The following is a 12,356-nucleotide window of genomic DNA, read 5'->3' as shown; positions in this document are numbered from 1 at the left end:
TTCGTTGTTGCCAGTGTCGTCCTATACTAAATGTATAGAAACGCGTGTTTTGTGTAATGAAGGAGTGACTGATCGAAGGAGTGACTGATCATGGAAGAAGTCAATTTACTCGTTCTTGCCACGCAGTATATGTTTTGGGTCGGATTCGTCGGAATGGCCGCCGGGACACTCTACTTTTTAGTCGAACGGAATTCACTGGCACCGGAATACCGCTCCACCGCTACCGTCGCTGCACTCGTCACCTTTGTCGCGGCCATTCATTATTACTTTATGAAAGATGCCGTCGGAACGTCCGGTCTGTTGTCAGAAATCGACGGTTTTCCAACAGAAATCCGTTATATCGACTGGCTCGTCACGACGCCTCTGTTGCTAGTCAAGTTTCCATTGTTGCTCGGTCTGAAAGGTCGGCTCGGCCGGCCCTTGCTGACGAAACTCGTAATCGCTGACGTGATCATGATTGTAGGCGGCTACATCGGCGAATCCTCAATCAACATCGCCGGCGGTTTCACGCAACTCGGACTGTGGTCGTATCTGATTGGATGTTTCGCCTGGATCTATATCATCTATCTGCTGTTTACGAATGTCACGAAAGCTGCGGAAAACAAACCGGCTCCAATTCGCGATGCTCTTCTGAAAATGCGGTTGTTCATCCTGATCGGTTGGGCCATCTATCCGATCGGTTACGCTGTCACGTTGTTTGCGCCGGGAGTTGAAATCCAGCTCGTCCGCGAATTGATTTACAACTTTGCCGATTTAACGAACAAGGTCGGGTTCGGTTTGATTGCCTTCTTCGCCGTCAAAACGATGTCGTCGCTATCGTCTTCCAAAGGAAAAACGCTGACGTCCTGAACGGATGTTTGAAACAGTTCCGCCTCGCGGTGGGCTGTTTTTTTGATTCTTTTCATTTTTCCAAGTGGTTAAACTCATGGTAATCACTTTTACTGGAAAACCCGACCAGTTCGACGCGTCCGTTGCGATTAACATTGTACTCATACGCAGCATCCGGTTCATTTTGAAAGACGACGGTTATGAAATAAGGATTGACGTGCTGATATTCGTCTTTTTGAAAAGGAACGGTTGAGATGGTCCACTTTTCGCCTGGAAACTCTTTCGCAAGATATGGTTTGACGGCTGCCACGTTTTCCTGAATCTGCGCTTTGATGTCTTCGTCATCCGGCTGGCTCATTAAAAAACTGCCGAACATCAGACAGAGCACTCCTGCCGTCATCAAAGCCAACATCCGTTTTTTTCCCGTCTTCACGAAGCCGAACACGACAATTGGAAGCACAATCAAACCGAATATCCCATATAAAATCCATTCAATGATTTCATGTGATCCCATATCCGTAACCTCCCTTACTCACTTTTTCTACCTATTACTGTTCACCACCTCAAATACCTGCTTTTTCCATTAAAAAAACAGATACCTGTTTTAGGTACCTGTCTGATTTATTAGACGTTAAAACGGCTCGACAACCGTTTTAGGTCTTCTGCCATGGTCGCCAGTGATTGCGACGCGGACGAGATTTCCTGCATTGAAGCCATCTGTTCTTCCGTCGAAGCCGAAATATTTTCCGTTCCGGCGGCCGTACTTTCCGTCACACCTTGAATCTCCCGCATGATTGCGGAAATCTGTTCACTACCGGCCGCCATTTCCTGAACGGCACCGGACACTTCTTCGACTTGCCCCGTCACATCACTAATGGACCGTTCGATTGCTTCAAATGAAGCACTCGCTTCGCCGGCAACCTGAATGCCGTTCGTCATTTCCGTCGTGACTTTTTCCATCGAAACGACGGACTGTTCCGTTTCTTGTTGAATGACTTGAATCAAACTCTCGATTTGTTTCGCGGCTAGTGCCGATTGTTCAGCGAGCGTCTTGACTTCGGCAGCGACGACAGCAAATCCGCGCCCTTGTTCTCCGGCTCTCGCTGCTTCGATTGCCGCGTTCAGTGCGAGCAGGTTCGTCTGCGCCGCAATACCCGTGATCGAATCGGTGATTTGTCCGATTTCCTGCGACCGGTTGCCGAGTCCGACGATGACGTGACCGAGTTCCGTAAAGTCGGTGTTGATCCGTTCCATCTGCTGTCCGAGCTGGCGGACGACCTGACCGCCGTGGGTGACCTTGTCCATCGCATCACCCGTCGCATCCGTCATCTGTTGGGCATTCCCGGCGACCTGACTGACACCGGACGTTAAGTCCTGGACAGTCCGCGATGCCCCGGACACCTGGTTCAATTGTTGGCTGGCCCCGCTTGCGATTTCTTCCATCGTCACGGCGACCATTTCCGTCGCTTTTGTCGTCGCTTCCGCATTCGTACTTAATTCGTCCGATGCTGTCGCAACGTGTTTCGACGTATCCGTCATTTCGATGATGACGTGATGAAGTTGCTCCGTCATCGTATTAAACGACGTCGTCAATTGTCCGAGCTCGTCTTTGGAAACGTAGTCTCCGCGGACCGTCAAATCACCTTCACCCGACTGCTTCATCCAGCCTTGCAGCGAACGGATTGGTTTGGTGATCAGACGCGTGATATAGAGTGCAAGACCGGCAAACAATAACAAGGCGAGCAGGAAAATCCCGAGCATGATGTAAAAAGCAGTCTGCTTTTCCTGTTGGTTCAGTGCGTTGATGTCTTTCGACTGTTTTGTCATTGACATCATCAGACTCTTCGCCGTATTGGCGACTTCGTCCCGTGTTTTCTCGAGACTTTCCGAATAGAAGCGGTAGCCCTGTTCCTTATCTCCCTGTGTGACCAGATCCTGAATCGTGCTCAAGCCGTTATCATATGCCAAGACACTATCCTTTAAGTTCTCGACTTGTTTTTCTGATTGTTTCGTCGGTACAGATGTACGTTCGAATTTGTTGAGGGAAGAACGGATTTGCGCTTGCCGTTGATCGATTTGTGCCCCCAATTCTTCAATCCGGGCCGGATCTTTCGTCAGCATCATTTCGACGAGGAACGAATCAAGCGCCCGTGTATCAATCCGGATTTGCGCCACTTCCTGGACCGGAATCAGATTTTCCTTATACATCGCCTGCGAGGCATTTGACATCTGATTTAAAAAATAGAGTCCTGCACTGGCTAATAAAATCATCGCGACGATGGCCGTCGCAATCAACAGTTGAATCTTTTTCCGTACTGATAAATTTTTCATTATGTAGACCCCTCCCACCTGTTTATCGGTCAGTTCCACAAATGATTCAGTCTTTTCTCATTTTTCATATTCCGGATGTGTTGTACTAAGCCCTGGTTTACGACAGGTCGTGGCAGATTCGATATAATCAGAATCATACAGAAACAAAAGGAGTGAACGCTGTGCAGTCTGTCTCAAACGAAATTACGCAGTTCCGCGGCACGCACTATGAGTTCGGTCGCGAACAGGGCCGTTACGTCAAACGCAACGAACTGTTGCATAACCGTGAAGATAACTGGAAAATCCGGGTTCCCCGTTTTCAGGTCGATCCGGTCGAAACAAAAGAGATGTTTCTCCGCTACGCCCCGTATATCTGGGATGAGTTACTCGGCTTACAGGATGAGCTCGAATTATCGCTCGCCGATACGTTGCTTCATTTTGGCCATTACCGCGTCGAAGGACCGAGCAGCGGCTGTTCCATCATGACGGGCGATAACTTCCTCGTCCGTAATTATGATTATCATCCGATGACGTACGATGGACGCTTCTCTGTCTTTCAACCGACGGATGGCGGTTCCGCCATCATCGGCCCGGCGTCCCGTGTCACCGGGCGAATGGACGGGATGAACGAACATGGTCTAGCGATGGGCTATAACTTCATCAACCGCCGTCGTCCGGGAGACGGCTTCGTCAGTTTCATGATTGGGCGGATCATCCTTGAGACATGTACCTCGGTCGAAGATGCGATTTCGCTCGTCAAAGAAATGCCGCACCGGGGATCTTTCAGTTATGTCGTCCATGACCGGTCGAACCGGTCATTCGTCATCGAAGCGACAGCCCGCGACATCGAAGTCCGGGAGACGAATCTCTGTACGAATCATTTTGATCTGCTGCAACACGAAAACCGGTTCCACCTCGACGATTCGAAACGCCGGATGATGGAACTGAAGACGCACCAGCATTTGATTCAGGATGCGGAATCGGCATTCCGTCTGTTAAACGATTCCGATAAAGGGGTCTTCTCCGAGTTGTACAGTCACTGGGCAGGCACGATTCATACGTCAGCCTATTTCCCGACCGACATGAAAGTCTGGTTCGCTCTCGGCAGTGATCAAGAGCCGGTTACGTTTGATTTTAAAGATTGGCTGGCCGGAAACGACTTTTCGTCCACACACATTCATGGCGAACTTGAAACGGATATCCAGTTCGCAAATACCCTTCAGACGTGGCGCTGAAGACAACAAACACCTCTGTCGTCCATTTTGGACAACAGAGGTGTTTGTTTGTCAGTTCAAGGTTTTCGTCATATGTAAATCCGTCGTGACGAATCCGGTTGTCTCATAAAGATGAATCGCCCGCGTGTTATGCGCAAAGACATGCAATTTGATTTTTTTAATGTTCATCCGTCGGGCGACCTGCTCCAGTACTTCCATCGCTTGCCGTCCGTACCCTTTCCCTTGATGACCTTCTTCGATTTTGAAATCAAAGATAAAGGCGGTTCGACCGTGCGTCGATTCACTTAATTGAAACCAAATCATACCGACCGGCGGCTGTTCGGGATCGTCAACGATCGAAAACAGATAATGCTGTTTCGTCTGGATACCGTCCGGTAATAATTGGCCGTACTCGGCGGCTGACCGGTCAAGCGCTTCTACCTCTGCCCATGTTCCGGCCTTGACCTTCTCTTCGGCATATTCCTTAATGGCTTCCGGTAAGTATGCAGCATAGGCTGCTTCTGTCATTTTTATGAATTGAACCATTCCGTGGCACCTCCTGCTTTAATTCATTTGCTGATTTTGTACGGATGATACGCACGTGTCGGACCAGTCTTTTGCGAGCATCGCATAAACGGCAATATCATGATACGCCCCGTACAAAAGCTCCGCGTCACGCAGAATCCCTTCCTGCTGAAAACCTAAACGTTCAGGAATCTTCCGGCTTCGGGTATTATCAACGGCACACTCGATGACGACCCGGTTCAGTTGTAATTTCGTGAAACAATAGTCGGTGATGAAAGCGACGACCGTCGTCATCAATCCTTTGCCGCGTCCGTTCCCGGTCAGGTAATAACCGATCGACGTTTGCCGTAACATCTGATTGATTTCGTGTAAGGCAATCGTCCCGACGAGTTCGCCCTCAAAATAAATCCCACAGGCAAAACCGTTGCCGTTCGCATAGTCTGTCAACCAGGCTGGAATGATTTCGTTCCGGTAGATGTCGGGTCCGGTCGCTCCGTCGACCCAGCCGAGCCATTCCCGCAAGTGATCCCGGTTGGCGTCAATCAGCGCGTAGAGCGTCTCGGCATCCTGGCGCTCAATCAATTTCACACTTAGTTGATCGGTAATCTGGTGCATGAACATGTTTCTTCACTCCCTATGTACGTCTAAAGCTATACTTTAGACGTCGACGCTCAAAATACCTGCTTGAGAATCTGTTGTTGGCTCGATTGCGACAAATTTTTATGAATGACCTGTTTGGGTTTTGTCGTTAACGCCTGCTCGAGGAAATTCGCTTGTGACCGCTCGCCGATGACGATGATCTGATCCCAATCCAGTGATCGGTTTAGTTTTTCGACCTCTCCCGACAACTCGCGGTAAAACCGTTCTGCCTGCTTTTCAACCCGATCGCGGAAATCATCCGTCTGATTGCTGCTTGAAGCACCACTTCGTCCGCTTCGTCCCTGATAACGCCGCCACTGTCCAGTATCGAGATCCAGCTCGTAGTCATGCGTCGCCTCGACTTCTCCAAGTCGTAAAGGTCGGCAAGACCTTTTCTTCTAGTCAACTGTGTTCCAGTTGCGGACATCAACACCAAGACGTGAAACATCTTGGCTTGCGGAAATGGACATGTCCGATTTGCGGGATCCATCACGACCGGGATGTGAACGCAGGACTGAATCTCAAACAAGAAGCCGAACGTATCTTAGCTTCTTCAACCGTCGGGACGACGGGGCTAGCCTGATCAGGTTTCAACCATTAGGTCGGATAACTCAGGAATCCTTCATCTCTAAGCGAAGCATAGGTGGAGGTAGTTCAACCGCTGTTCGTTCTGTTTACAACGATCTTCACTCCGTTCATCGTCGCCGGTATCCTGTTTTATCTGTCCGTCGGCTGCGCTCGCGCAAGCTGGCTATTTTCATCGTCCTCGTCTTACTACTAATCATCGTCACGGGTTTTTCTGTTGACCTTATTTCCGCTCATCACGAAACAGCTTTTCGCTTTCATCGGTGCCGTACCCGGTTTTGCCGAGCGTCTCTATACCCAATCGTTATCCCTCTATGCGAAATATGGAACCTCCATCCCGACACTCGACAATCAATTGTCGTCTGTCGAGAACTCGATGAAAAGTGCGACCGCGCTTCTTGGAAACGTCTTTTCCTCAATTGCCGGTTCTGTAATTTGGCTGATTCAATTCATCGCTTCGACCGTCTTCACATTATTCATCGCCCTGTTTTTATACATTTTCATGCTGTTCGACGGGAAAAAACTACCGAATGCCTTAGTCCAGTTCATCCCGGTCGGTTATCGCAAGGAGGCGCTGTTGATTTTAAAAGACATGAACGGAACGATCCGCTCGTATGTCCGAGCGCAATTGATTGTCTGTTCCTTCGTCTGGAGTCTCGCGACACTTGTCCTCTGGTGGCTCGATGTTCCGTACTTCTTACCGCTCGGTCTGTTCATCTTCGCGACGAACATCATTCCGTACCTCGGACCGTTTCTCGGTGCGGCACCGGCCGTCTTGATCGGCTTTTTGGACGAACCGATCAAAGGACTGTATGTCATCATCGGCATTACGATCGTCCAGCAACTGGATGCCAATGTCATCTCGCCGCTCGTCCAGGGAAAATCCCTGAAGGTTCATCCGATTACGATCACGGTCGTCTTGCTCGTCGCCGGTCAACTGGCAGGGATTCTCGGCATGTTGCTCGCCGTTCCCTTTTACGCCCTCGCAAAAGTGACGGTCCTCAACATCATCAAGTTGGCACAACTCCGGAAGACCGCGTTACGGGCGGACAAACCAGTTCCGGATCGTGTCCCGGAAAATCCAACCTAATACACCCGTCAGAATCAGCAGGCCGGGTAACAGGATGACACCGCCATGGGTCGCCCACCACATCGAAAAGCGGTTTAACAGACCATAGGCACCGAGACGATTGACGAGAATCGTCCACAGCATCGCATAAACGCCAGTTCCGGCTAGCGTTACCAGCACATACGGACGGTATGGATAGGCCAGCAGTCCGGACATATAGTGGATCGGCGCCGGACACCGGGCAGGAAAAACGACATCGCGATGGCGACCGTACCTTTTTCCTGTAGAATCGCTTCCGCTTTCGCCAGATGTTTATTGGTCAATAACTTTTGAAAGAAGGGCAGTTCCCGAAAGAACCGGGGAATCGCATAAAACAGATTAAAACAGATGAAGCAAGCCGACCAGACCAACAGAAAAATCACGGCAGGGTTTTGATTCTGCCGGAGCCAACTGCTGATTTGACGGATGACCAGCAGATCATCCGAAATCGGGATGAATAGGATACTCGAGATGAACCGGATCCATTCCGAAAACATGCTGTTCCCCTCCCGTCAAAGTCCTATTTTCTGAAAACGAGGTGTTCGTATTGATGGACTATACCCTAATCCTGAAGATTTTGCTCTATGTCGTGTTGATTGCCAACTTTGCAGCAGCAATCGCCATCCTGTTTTTTGAGCGGCGCGATGTCAGTGCAACCTGGGCCTGGCTGATGATCCTCTTGTTCCTGCCGGTCATCGGCTTTTTGATTTACTTGTTGTTCGGCCGCTCCTTGAAACAGGATTCGTTTTATCATGTGCCGGAAGATCGCCGGTTGGCGCGCGAACAAGACCTTACCGAACAGGCAGCTGAAGCGATTCCCCCCAATACACCACTTTATCCGTACCGGAAGCTGATTCAGGCGAATCGTTCATCAGGTGCCCTGTTGACGGAGGCGACGGTCGTCCGGAGCCTGTTCGACGGTCATCAGAAATTCGATACGTTACTTGCTGACATTAAAAGCGCGCAAGTCGAAATCAATATCCAGTATTTTATCTTAAAACGTGATCCGCTCGGCGACCGTCTGCTGAACGCTTTGTTCGAACAGGCCAAGCGCGGCGTCAAAGTCCGGATTCTGTATGACGCCGTCGGTTCGTGGAAACTGAAAGCCAAGGATTTCGCGTCGTTCAAACAGGACGGCGGCGAGGTCCGCTCGTTCTTCTCGTCGCCGCTCGGTATCTTCAACCTGCGCATCAACAACCGGAATCACCGGAAACTCTGTACGATCGACCGGCAAATCGGCTATATCGGCGGCTTTAACGTCGGATCGGAATACCTCGGGGAAGACGAACAGTTCGGCTACTGGCGGGATACCCATCTGCGGGTTCTTGGTCCGGTCGTCGAAGAACTCGAATTTCATTTCGAACAGGACTGGGACGCTGCGAGCAACGAGCGGACCGACTGGTCGACCGCACCGATTCCGCCGCATGCTGCAGCGACGGATCATGTACCGGTTCAAATCGTGACGTCCGGTCCGACATCCGAGACGGAGTATTTGAAAAATATGCTGATTCAGATGATTCATTCTGCCGAAAAATCGGTTTACATCCAGTCGCCCTACTTCATTCCGGATGCCAGTTTCATGGACGCCTGCCAGATTGCCCTGGCTTCCGGCGTTTCGCTCAAAATCATGATTCCGAATCAACCGGACCATCCCTTTGTCTACTGGGCGACGTACGCGGCAGTCGGCGAATTGATTCAACACGGGGCCGAAGTCTACACGTACGAAATCGGCTTCATGCATGCGAAGACGATTGTCGTCGACGGGAAAATCGCTTCGGTCGGGACGACGAATATCGATGCCCGGAGCTTCCGGCTGAACTTTGAAATGAATGCGATTTTGTACGATGCGGCGATTGCAGAAGAACTGGAGCTGCTCTTCTTATCGGACGTCGCCGACAGTGCCTTGCTGACACGAGAAAAATACGCCGCCCGTCCGCGGATGATCCGCTTTAAAGAAAGTATCTCGCGTCTGTTGTCACCGATTTTGTGACGTTACGAGTAGCTGCAATCGTTTAAATCATAAATTAGCTCATTTTCATGTAAACATGTTCATTTTAATTGTTTTTGACTATGTTTAACTGTTTTAAATCCATATTAATTAGTTCATTTTTGAATAAACATACTCATTTCATCCTAAAATGAGTATGTTTATTCTTTTTGAACACGTTTAAATACGTTATAGTTTAATTAAACATATTCATTTCTTTAATAAATGAATATGTTTAGCTATCAATGAGTCTATTAATGAAAGAGGCGCTACATGTGAGAAACTATACGTATCGTTATTTAAATACCATTGCACTACCGATGGAAACAGTCCGCTTGATCAGCCGGATCAATGAATATAAAGGAAAACAAGATTTATATAAACAACAGGCTCCTCAAGTTCTCGATACGTTACGAGACGTAGCTGTCATTCAGTCGACAAAAGCATCGAACGCGATTGAGGGAATTGTCGTTACAGAAAGCCGCCTCCATACCATCATGTCGAAATCAGCCGATCCCGCCGACCGTTCTGAGGCGGAAATTGCCGGTTACCGAGATGTTTTGAATTTAATTCATGCTTCAGCACGAGATATCCCGATCAATGCGAACGTATTATTACAACTTCACAAGGAGCTTTATAAATTCGTTCCCGTCGAGGGTGGACGATGGAAGAATGTCGATAACGAAATCAGTGAATCCTTTCCTGACGGGACACGACGAACACGTTTCGTTCCGGTGCCGGCATTCGAGACTCCTGCCTCAGTCCAGGCATTATGCGATAGTTTGCGTGAGCGGCGACAACAAGAAGATGTCGATCCACTTATCTTGACGAGCCTCTTTGTACTCGATTTCTTGTCGATTCATCCATTCAATGATGGAAATGGTCGGATGTCACGCTTATTAACACTATTACTACTTTACCAGGAAGGTTTCGAGGTTGGACGGTACATTAGTCTGGAAAAGATCGTCGAGTCGCGTAAAGAAGATTATTATGAATCGCTTCGACTATCCTCTATCCACTGGCATCAGAATCAGCAAGATCCTTTCCCGTGGGTAAACTACCTGTTGAGCACAATCCTTGCCGCGTATAAGGAACTCGAGGATCGGGTCGGACTGATTACGACCGGCAATCAAAATAAGGCGGGACGAATTCGTCAATTTGTCGAAAGCCGAATCACACCGTTTACGAAAGCGGATGTCCGTAATGCCTGTCCGGATGTCAGCGAAGCCACCATCAATCGGCTTCTGCGTGAACTTCGGGATGAGGGACTCATAAAACCGTCAGGACGTGGACGAGGAGCAAAATGGATCAAAAGATAACCTTGATCTTACCACTCGTCCTAGGATTCTAAAAATGAAAAAGCATCGAGTACACGTGACAATCCCGAATACCTGATGCTTTTCATTTTTCTAGGTATTAGATTCAGAGGTGTTCTTCCTTATACTATAACCCTCCCCTGACTGCCCACGCCTGATGTGTATGAAACAATTCATTCACTGATTGAAGTGGCTGCCAGACTAGACGATGATTCAGTTCACGGGAAACTTGAATCTGCTTTAGCAATCGTATCTCAAAAAAGGATGCATCATTCAGGATCGCTTCTCCGCTTGGTGCCATTAGATACTGTTCGGCACGGCCGATCAACGCATCAATTTGAATCGTAAACCTGGTCTCTTCAAGTAGCTCTCTGTGGAGTGCTTGCTCCGGTGTTTCTCCTCGCTCGACTCCCCCACCCGGCAACAAAAGATTGTTCCATTTAGTCTCGACGGTTAAAAATGTCTGCTGTCGTTGATCGTATGCGATGCCATAGACACTTTGCTTATACTGGTAGTATCATCCCTTCAGTTTCACACCAAAAGTCGGTTTCTCCTGTTCAGAATCCATCATCAGTCATCTCCTTTATAGTCTCCCGTCAATTTCCCTCCGTCGTCATAGCGACCAAACAGTCGCCGTTGCGCCGTATAGTTCAAAAACTTGGTCAGACGTTTTTTCATACTCCGCGCTGTCTCGCTTGCAGTCCTGGATATAACTAATCCTGACACGGATGTAGAGCTCCGGCAACGTCCGGAAAAATTGATAGGTGTCCGGATCTTTTTTCAGTTCCGTGATGATGATGTGATCAATTTCAAACGGTACTGTCAAGTCAGGTGTCACCTTTATCCCTTGTTCTCGCATCTTTCCGAGTGCCATCAGTCGACGAACCCGTTCTTTATTCAGTTCGGTCCAGTGACTGTTTGTCCGACGCGGTGTAAATCGCTGAAGCAGACGGTCCCCGTCCTTCTTTTTAATCCCGTCAATCCAACCAAAACAAAGTGCTTCTTCGACGGTTTCGATATAATCCAACTGATATTTTTCTGCATCTTTTTTATCAAATACGAGCCAAACTTCGGTCTCTGTCAGATGATGGTTTTCCAGCCAACTCCGCCATTGCCCGATATGTTCGACGTACAATTGTGTCGTGATCTCCACTGGTCTCACCTCAGTTCAATCAAATCGTTTCCAGTGACCTTCTGAGATCACTTTCACTACGCCATCAACAACCTGAATCGCCGTTTGATCATCAATCGCATAGGATGGTCCTGTGAGATCAGCCGCCCATTTGACGGCTTCGTCCAATGTATTTTCCGGTAACAGTTCGTGATCCAGATGGGGGAAAATCGAAAATTCAACTAATCCAAGGGTTTCATCTGTCGTTGTATGAGGTGCTGTCCACTCCACGAACGCATGACCAATCCTTGGTGTCAGCACCATACTGCCGGCACTCAATCCGACGTAGACTGCTTTTAGCGAAGGCAATCGGTCGGCAAGTCCCGACTTTTTCATCCAGTAGTTTAAAAATAAGGGATCACCGCCATTTACCAACAACACATCGGCCTGTTCGACAAGCGGCACCCAGAGTGATTCATCGAGAATGGGCAGTGCCGTCAATTCGAGAACACCCACCGACTGAAATCCTAATTCACACATCGGAGTGGAACCCGTTCCTGTGATGAACAAGTATGCGTGGTACGGTCCTTCTTTCATTCCGTAGACGGCTGTCGGAATGCAGAGGGCATGTGCTTCCTCAATCGGTTTTCCGAGTAGATCGACGAGCGCCCGACGTTGGCTGTCATTTTGAATGCCGCCTGAAGTCAGCAATAATTTCATAAGAACCCTTCTT

At 48.9% G+C, this 12,356-nt stretch carries 13 protein-coding genes and 3 pseudogenes; 6 read left to right on the top strand and 10 right to left on the bottom strand.

Annotation, left to right across the window (positions count from 1 at the left end):
• Positions 1-90: 90 nt before the first annotated feature.
• The gene (locus EXIG_RS07375) at positions 91-849 is read left to right on the top strand and encodes a bacteriorhodopsin (protein ID WP_012370306.1); all 759 of its coding nucleotides are present in this window, start codon (positions 91-93) and stop codon (positions 847-849) included.
• Positions 850-901: 52 nt separating this feature from the next.
• Here EXIG_RS07375 and EXIG_RS07370 read toward each other — a convergent pair whose 3' ends face one another.
• Together EXIG_RS07370 and EXIG_RS07365 are read right to left on the bottom strand one after the other, a co-directional pair.
• Positions 902-1,342 (bottom strand): hypothetical protein, encoded by a 441-nt coding sequence (locus EXIG_RS07370; RefSeq protein WP_012370305.1) that lies wholly within the window; start codon positions 1,340-1,342, stop codon positions 902-904.
• Between the two features lie 110 nt (positions 1,343-1,452).
• A complete protein-coding gene (locus tag EXIG_RS07365) occupies positions 1,453-3,159 on the bottom strand; it encodes a methyl-accepting chemotaxis protein (RefSeq protein ID WP_012370304.1) in 1,707 nt (568 codons plus the stop codon).
• 161 nt (positions 3,160-3,320) lie between these two features.
• Here EXIG_RS07365 and EXIG_RS07360 point away from each other — a divergent pair, with 161 nt between their 5' ends.
• Positions 3,321-4,373: a C45 family autoproteolytic acyltransferase/hydrolase gene (locus tag EXIG_RS07360; RefSeq protein ID WP_012370303.1), complete on the top strand. Its 1,053-nt coding sequence runs from the start codon at positions 3,321-3,323 to the stop codon at positions 4,371-4,373.
• A 51-nt stretch (positions 4,374-4,424) separates the two neighbouring features.
• Here the strand turns inward: EXIG_RS07360 and EXIG_RS07355 are convergent, their stop codons facing one another.
• The 3 genes and pseudogenes from EXIG_RS07355 to EXIG_RS15725 form a co-directional block, all read right to left on the bottom strand.
• Positions 4,425-4,898 (bottom strand): GNAT family N-acetyltransferase, encoded by a 474-nt coding sequence (locus EXIG_RS07355; RefSeq protein WP_012370302.1) that lies wholly within the window; start codon positions 4,896-4,898, stop codon positions 4,425-4,427.
• 18 nt (positions 4,899-4,916) lie between these two features.
• Complete coding sequence (locus EXIG_RS07350) at positions 4,917-5,498, bottom strand: GNAT family N-acetyltransferase (protein ID WP_012370301.1); 582 nt, start codon at positions 5,496-5,498, stop codon at positions 4,917-4,919.
• A 50-nt stretch (positions 5,499-5,548) separates the two neighbouring features.
• Positions 5,549-5,857, bottom strand: a pseudogene (locus EXIG_RS15725) (VLRF1 family aeRF1-type release factor); the annotation flags it as partial.
• Positions 5,858-5,886: 29 nt separating this feature from the next.
• Here EXIG_RS15725 and EXIG_RS15720 point away from each other — a divergent pair.
• A pseudogene (locus tag EXIG_RS15720) lies at positions 5,887-6,099 on the top strand (zinc ribbon domain-containing protein); the annotation flags it as partial.
• 219 nt (positions 6,100-6,318) lie between these two features.
• A complete protein-coding gene (locus EXIG_RS07340; RefSeq protein ID WP_012370300.1) occupies positions 6,319-7,191 on the top strand; it encodes an AI-2E family transporter in 873 nt (290 codons plus the stop codon).
• On the opposite strand, the gene EXIG_RS15915 is transcribed toward EXIG_RS07340, so the two are convergent.
• Positions 7,141-7,350, bottom strand: a complete 210-nt coding sequence (locus EXIG_RS15915) for a hypothetical protein (protein WP_167315843.1) — start codon at positions 7,348-7,350, stop codon at positions 7,141-7,143. The genes EXIG_RS07340 and EXIG_RS15915 overlap by 51 nt on opposite strands.
• Complete coding sequence (locus EXIG_RS07335; RefSeq protein WP_041261597.1) at positions 7,341-7,706, bottom strand: hypothetical protein; 366 nt, start codon at positions 7,704-7,706, stop codon at positions 7,341-7,343. The genes EXIG_RS15915 and EXIG_RS07335 overlap by 10 nt, the downstream gene beginning before the upstream one ends.
• 53 nt (positions 7,707-7,759) lie before the next feature.
• On the opposite strand from EXIG_RS07335, the gene cls reads away from it, so the two are divergent.
• Positions 7,760-9,199 (top strand): cardiolipin synthase, encoded by a 1,440-nt coding sequence (gene cls / locus EXIG_RS07330; RefSeq protein WP_012370299.1) that lies wholly within the window; start codon positions 7,760-7,762, stop codon positions 9,197-9,199.
• 272 nt (positions 9,200-9,471) lie between these two features.
• The gene (locus EXIG_RS07325; RefSeq protein WP_041261595.1) at positions 9,472-10,515 is read left to right on the top strand and encodes a Fic family protein; all 1,044 of its coding nucleotides are present in this window, start codon (positions 9,472-9,474) and stop codon (positions 10,513-10,515) included.
• A gap of 124 nt (positions 10,516-10,639) precedes the next feature.
• Here EXIG_RS07325 and EXIG_RS16235 read toward each other — a convergent pair.
• From EXIG_RS16235 to EXIG_RS07310, 3 genes and pseudogenes are all read right to left on the bottom strand, one after another.
• Positions 10,640-11,005, bottom strand: a pseudogene (locus EXIG_RS16235) (NUDIX domain-containing protein); the annotation flags it as partial.
• Positions 11,006-11,125: 120 nt separating this feature from the next.
• Entirely contained in the window at positions 11,126-11,665 is a 540-nt protein-coding gene (locus tag EXIG_RS07315) for a YdeI/OmpD-associated family protein (RefSeq protein ID WP_012370297.1), read from the bottom strand.
• Between the two features lie 15 nt (positions 11,666-11,680).
• Entirely contained in the window at positions 11,681-12,343 is a 663-nt protein-coding gene (locus EXIG_RS07310; protein WP_012370296.1) for a Type 1 glutamine amidotransferase-like domain-containing protein, read from the bottom strand.
• Positions 12,344-12,356: the final 13 nt, after the last annotated feature.

This window comes from Exiguobacterium artemiae 255-15, assembly GCF_000019905.1.
Taxonomy (GTDB): domain Bacteria; phylum Bacillota; class Bacilli; order Exiguobacteriales; family Exiguobacteriaceae; genus Exiguobacterium_A; species Exiguobacterium_A artemiae.
Note: the sequence above shows the minus strand (reverse complement) of the source record. Positions and strands in the feature narration are given on the sequence as shown.

Coding starts and splice junctions, on each gene's coding strand:
- EXIG_RS07375 (WP_012370306.1), top strand. CDS start 91: ATGGAAGAAGTCAATTTACTCGTTCTTGCCACGCAGTATATGTTTTGG.
- EXIG_RS07370 (WP_012370305.1), bottom strand. CDS start 1,342: ATGGGATCACATGAAATCATTGAATGGATTTTATATGGGATATTCGGT.
- EXIG_RS07365 (WP_012370304.1), bottom strand. CDS start 3,159: ATGAAAAATTTATCAGTACGGAAAAAGATTCAACTGTTGATTGCGACG.
- EXIG_RS07355 (WP_012370302.1), bottom strand. CDS start 4,898: ATGGTTCAATTCATAAAAATGACAGAAGCAGCCTATGCTGCATACTTA.
- EXIG_RS07350 (WP_012370301.1), bottom strand. CDS start 5,498: ATGTTCATGCACCAGATTACCGATCAACTAAGTGTGAAATTGATTGAG.
- EXIG_RS07335 (WP_041261597.1), bottom strand. CDS start 7,706: ATGTTTTCGGAATGGATCCGGTTCATCTCGAGTATCCTATTCATCCCG.
- cls (WP_012370299.1), top strand. CDS start 7,760: ATGGACTATACCCTAATCCTGAAGATTTTGCTCTATGTCGTGTTGATT.
- EXIG_RS07310 (WP_012370296.1), bottom strand. CDS start 12,343: ATGAAATTATTGCTGACTTCAGGCGGCATTCAAAATGACAGCCAACGT.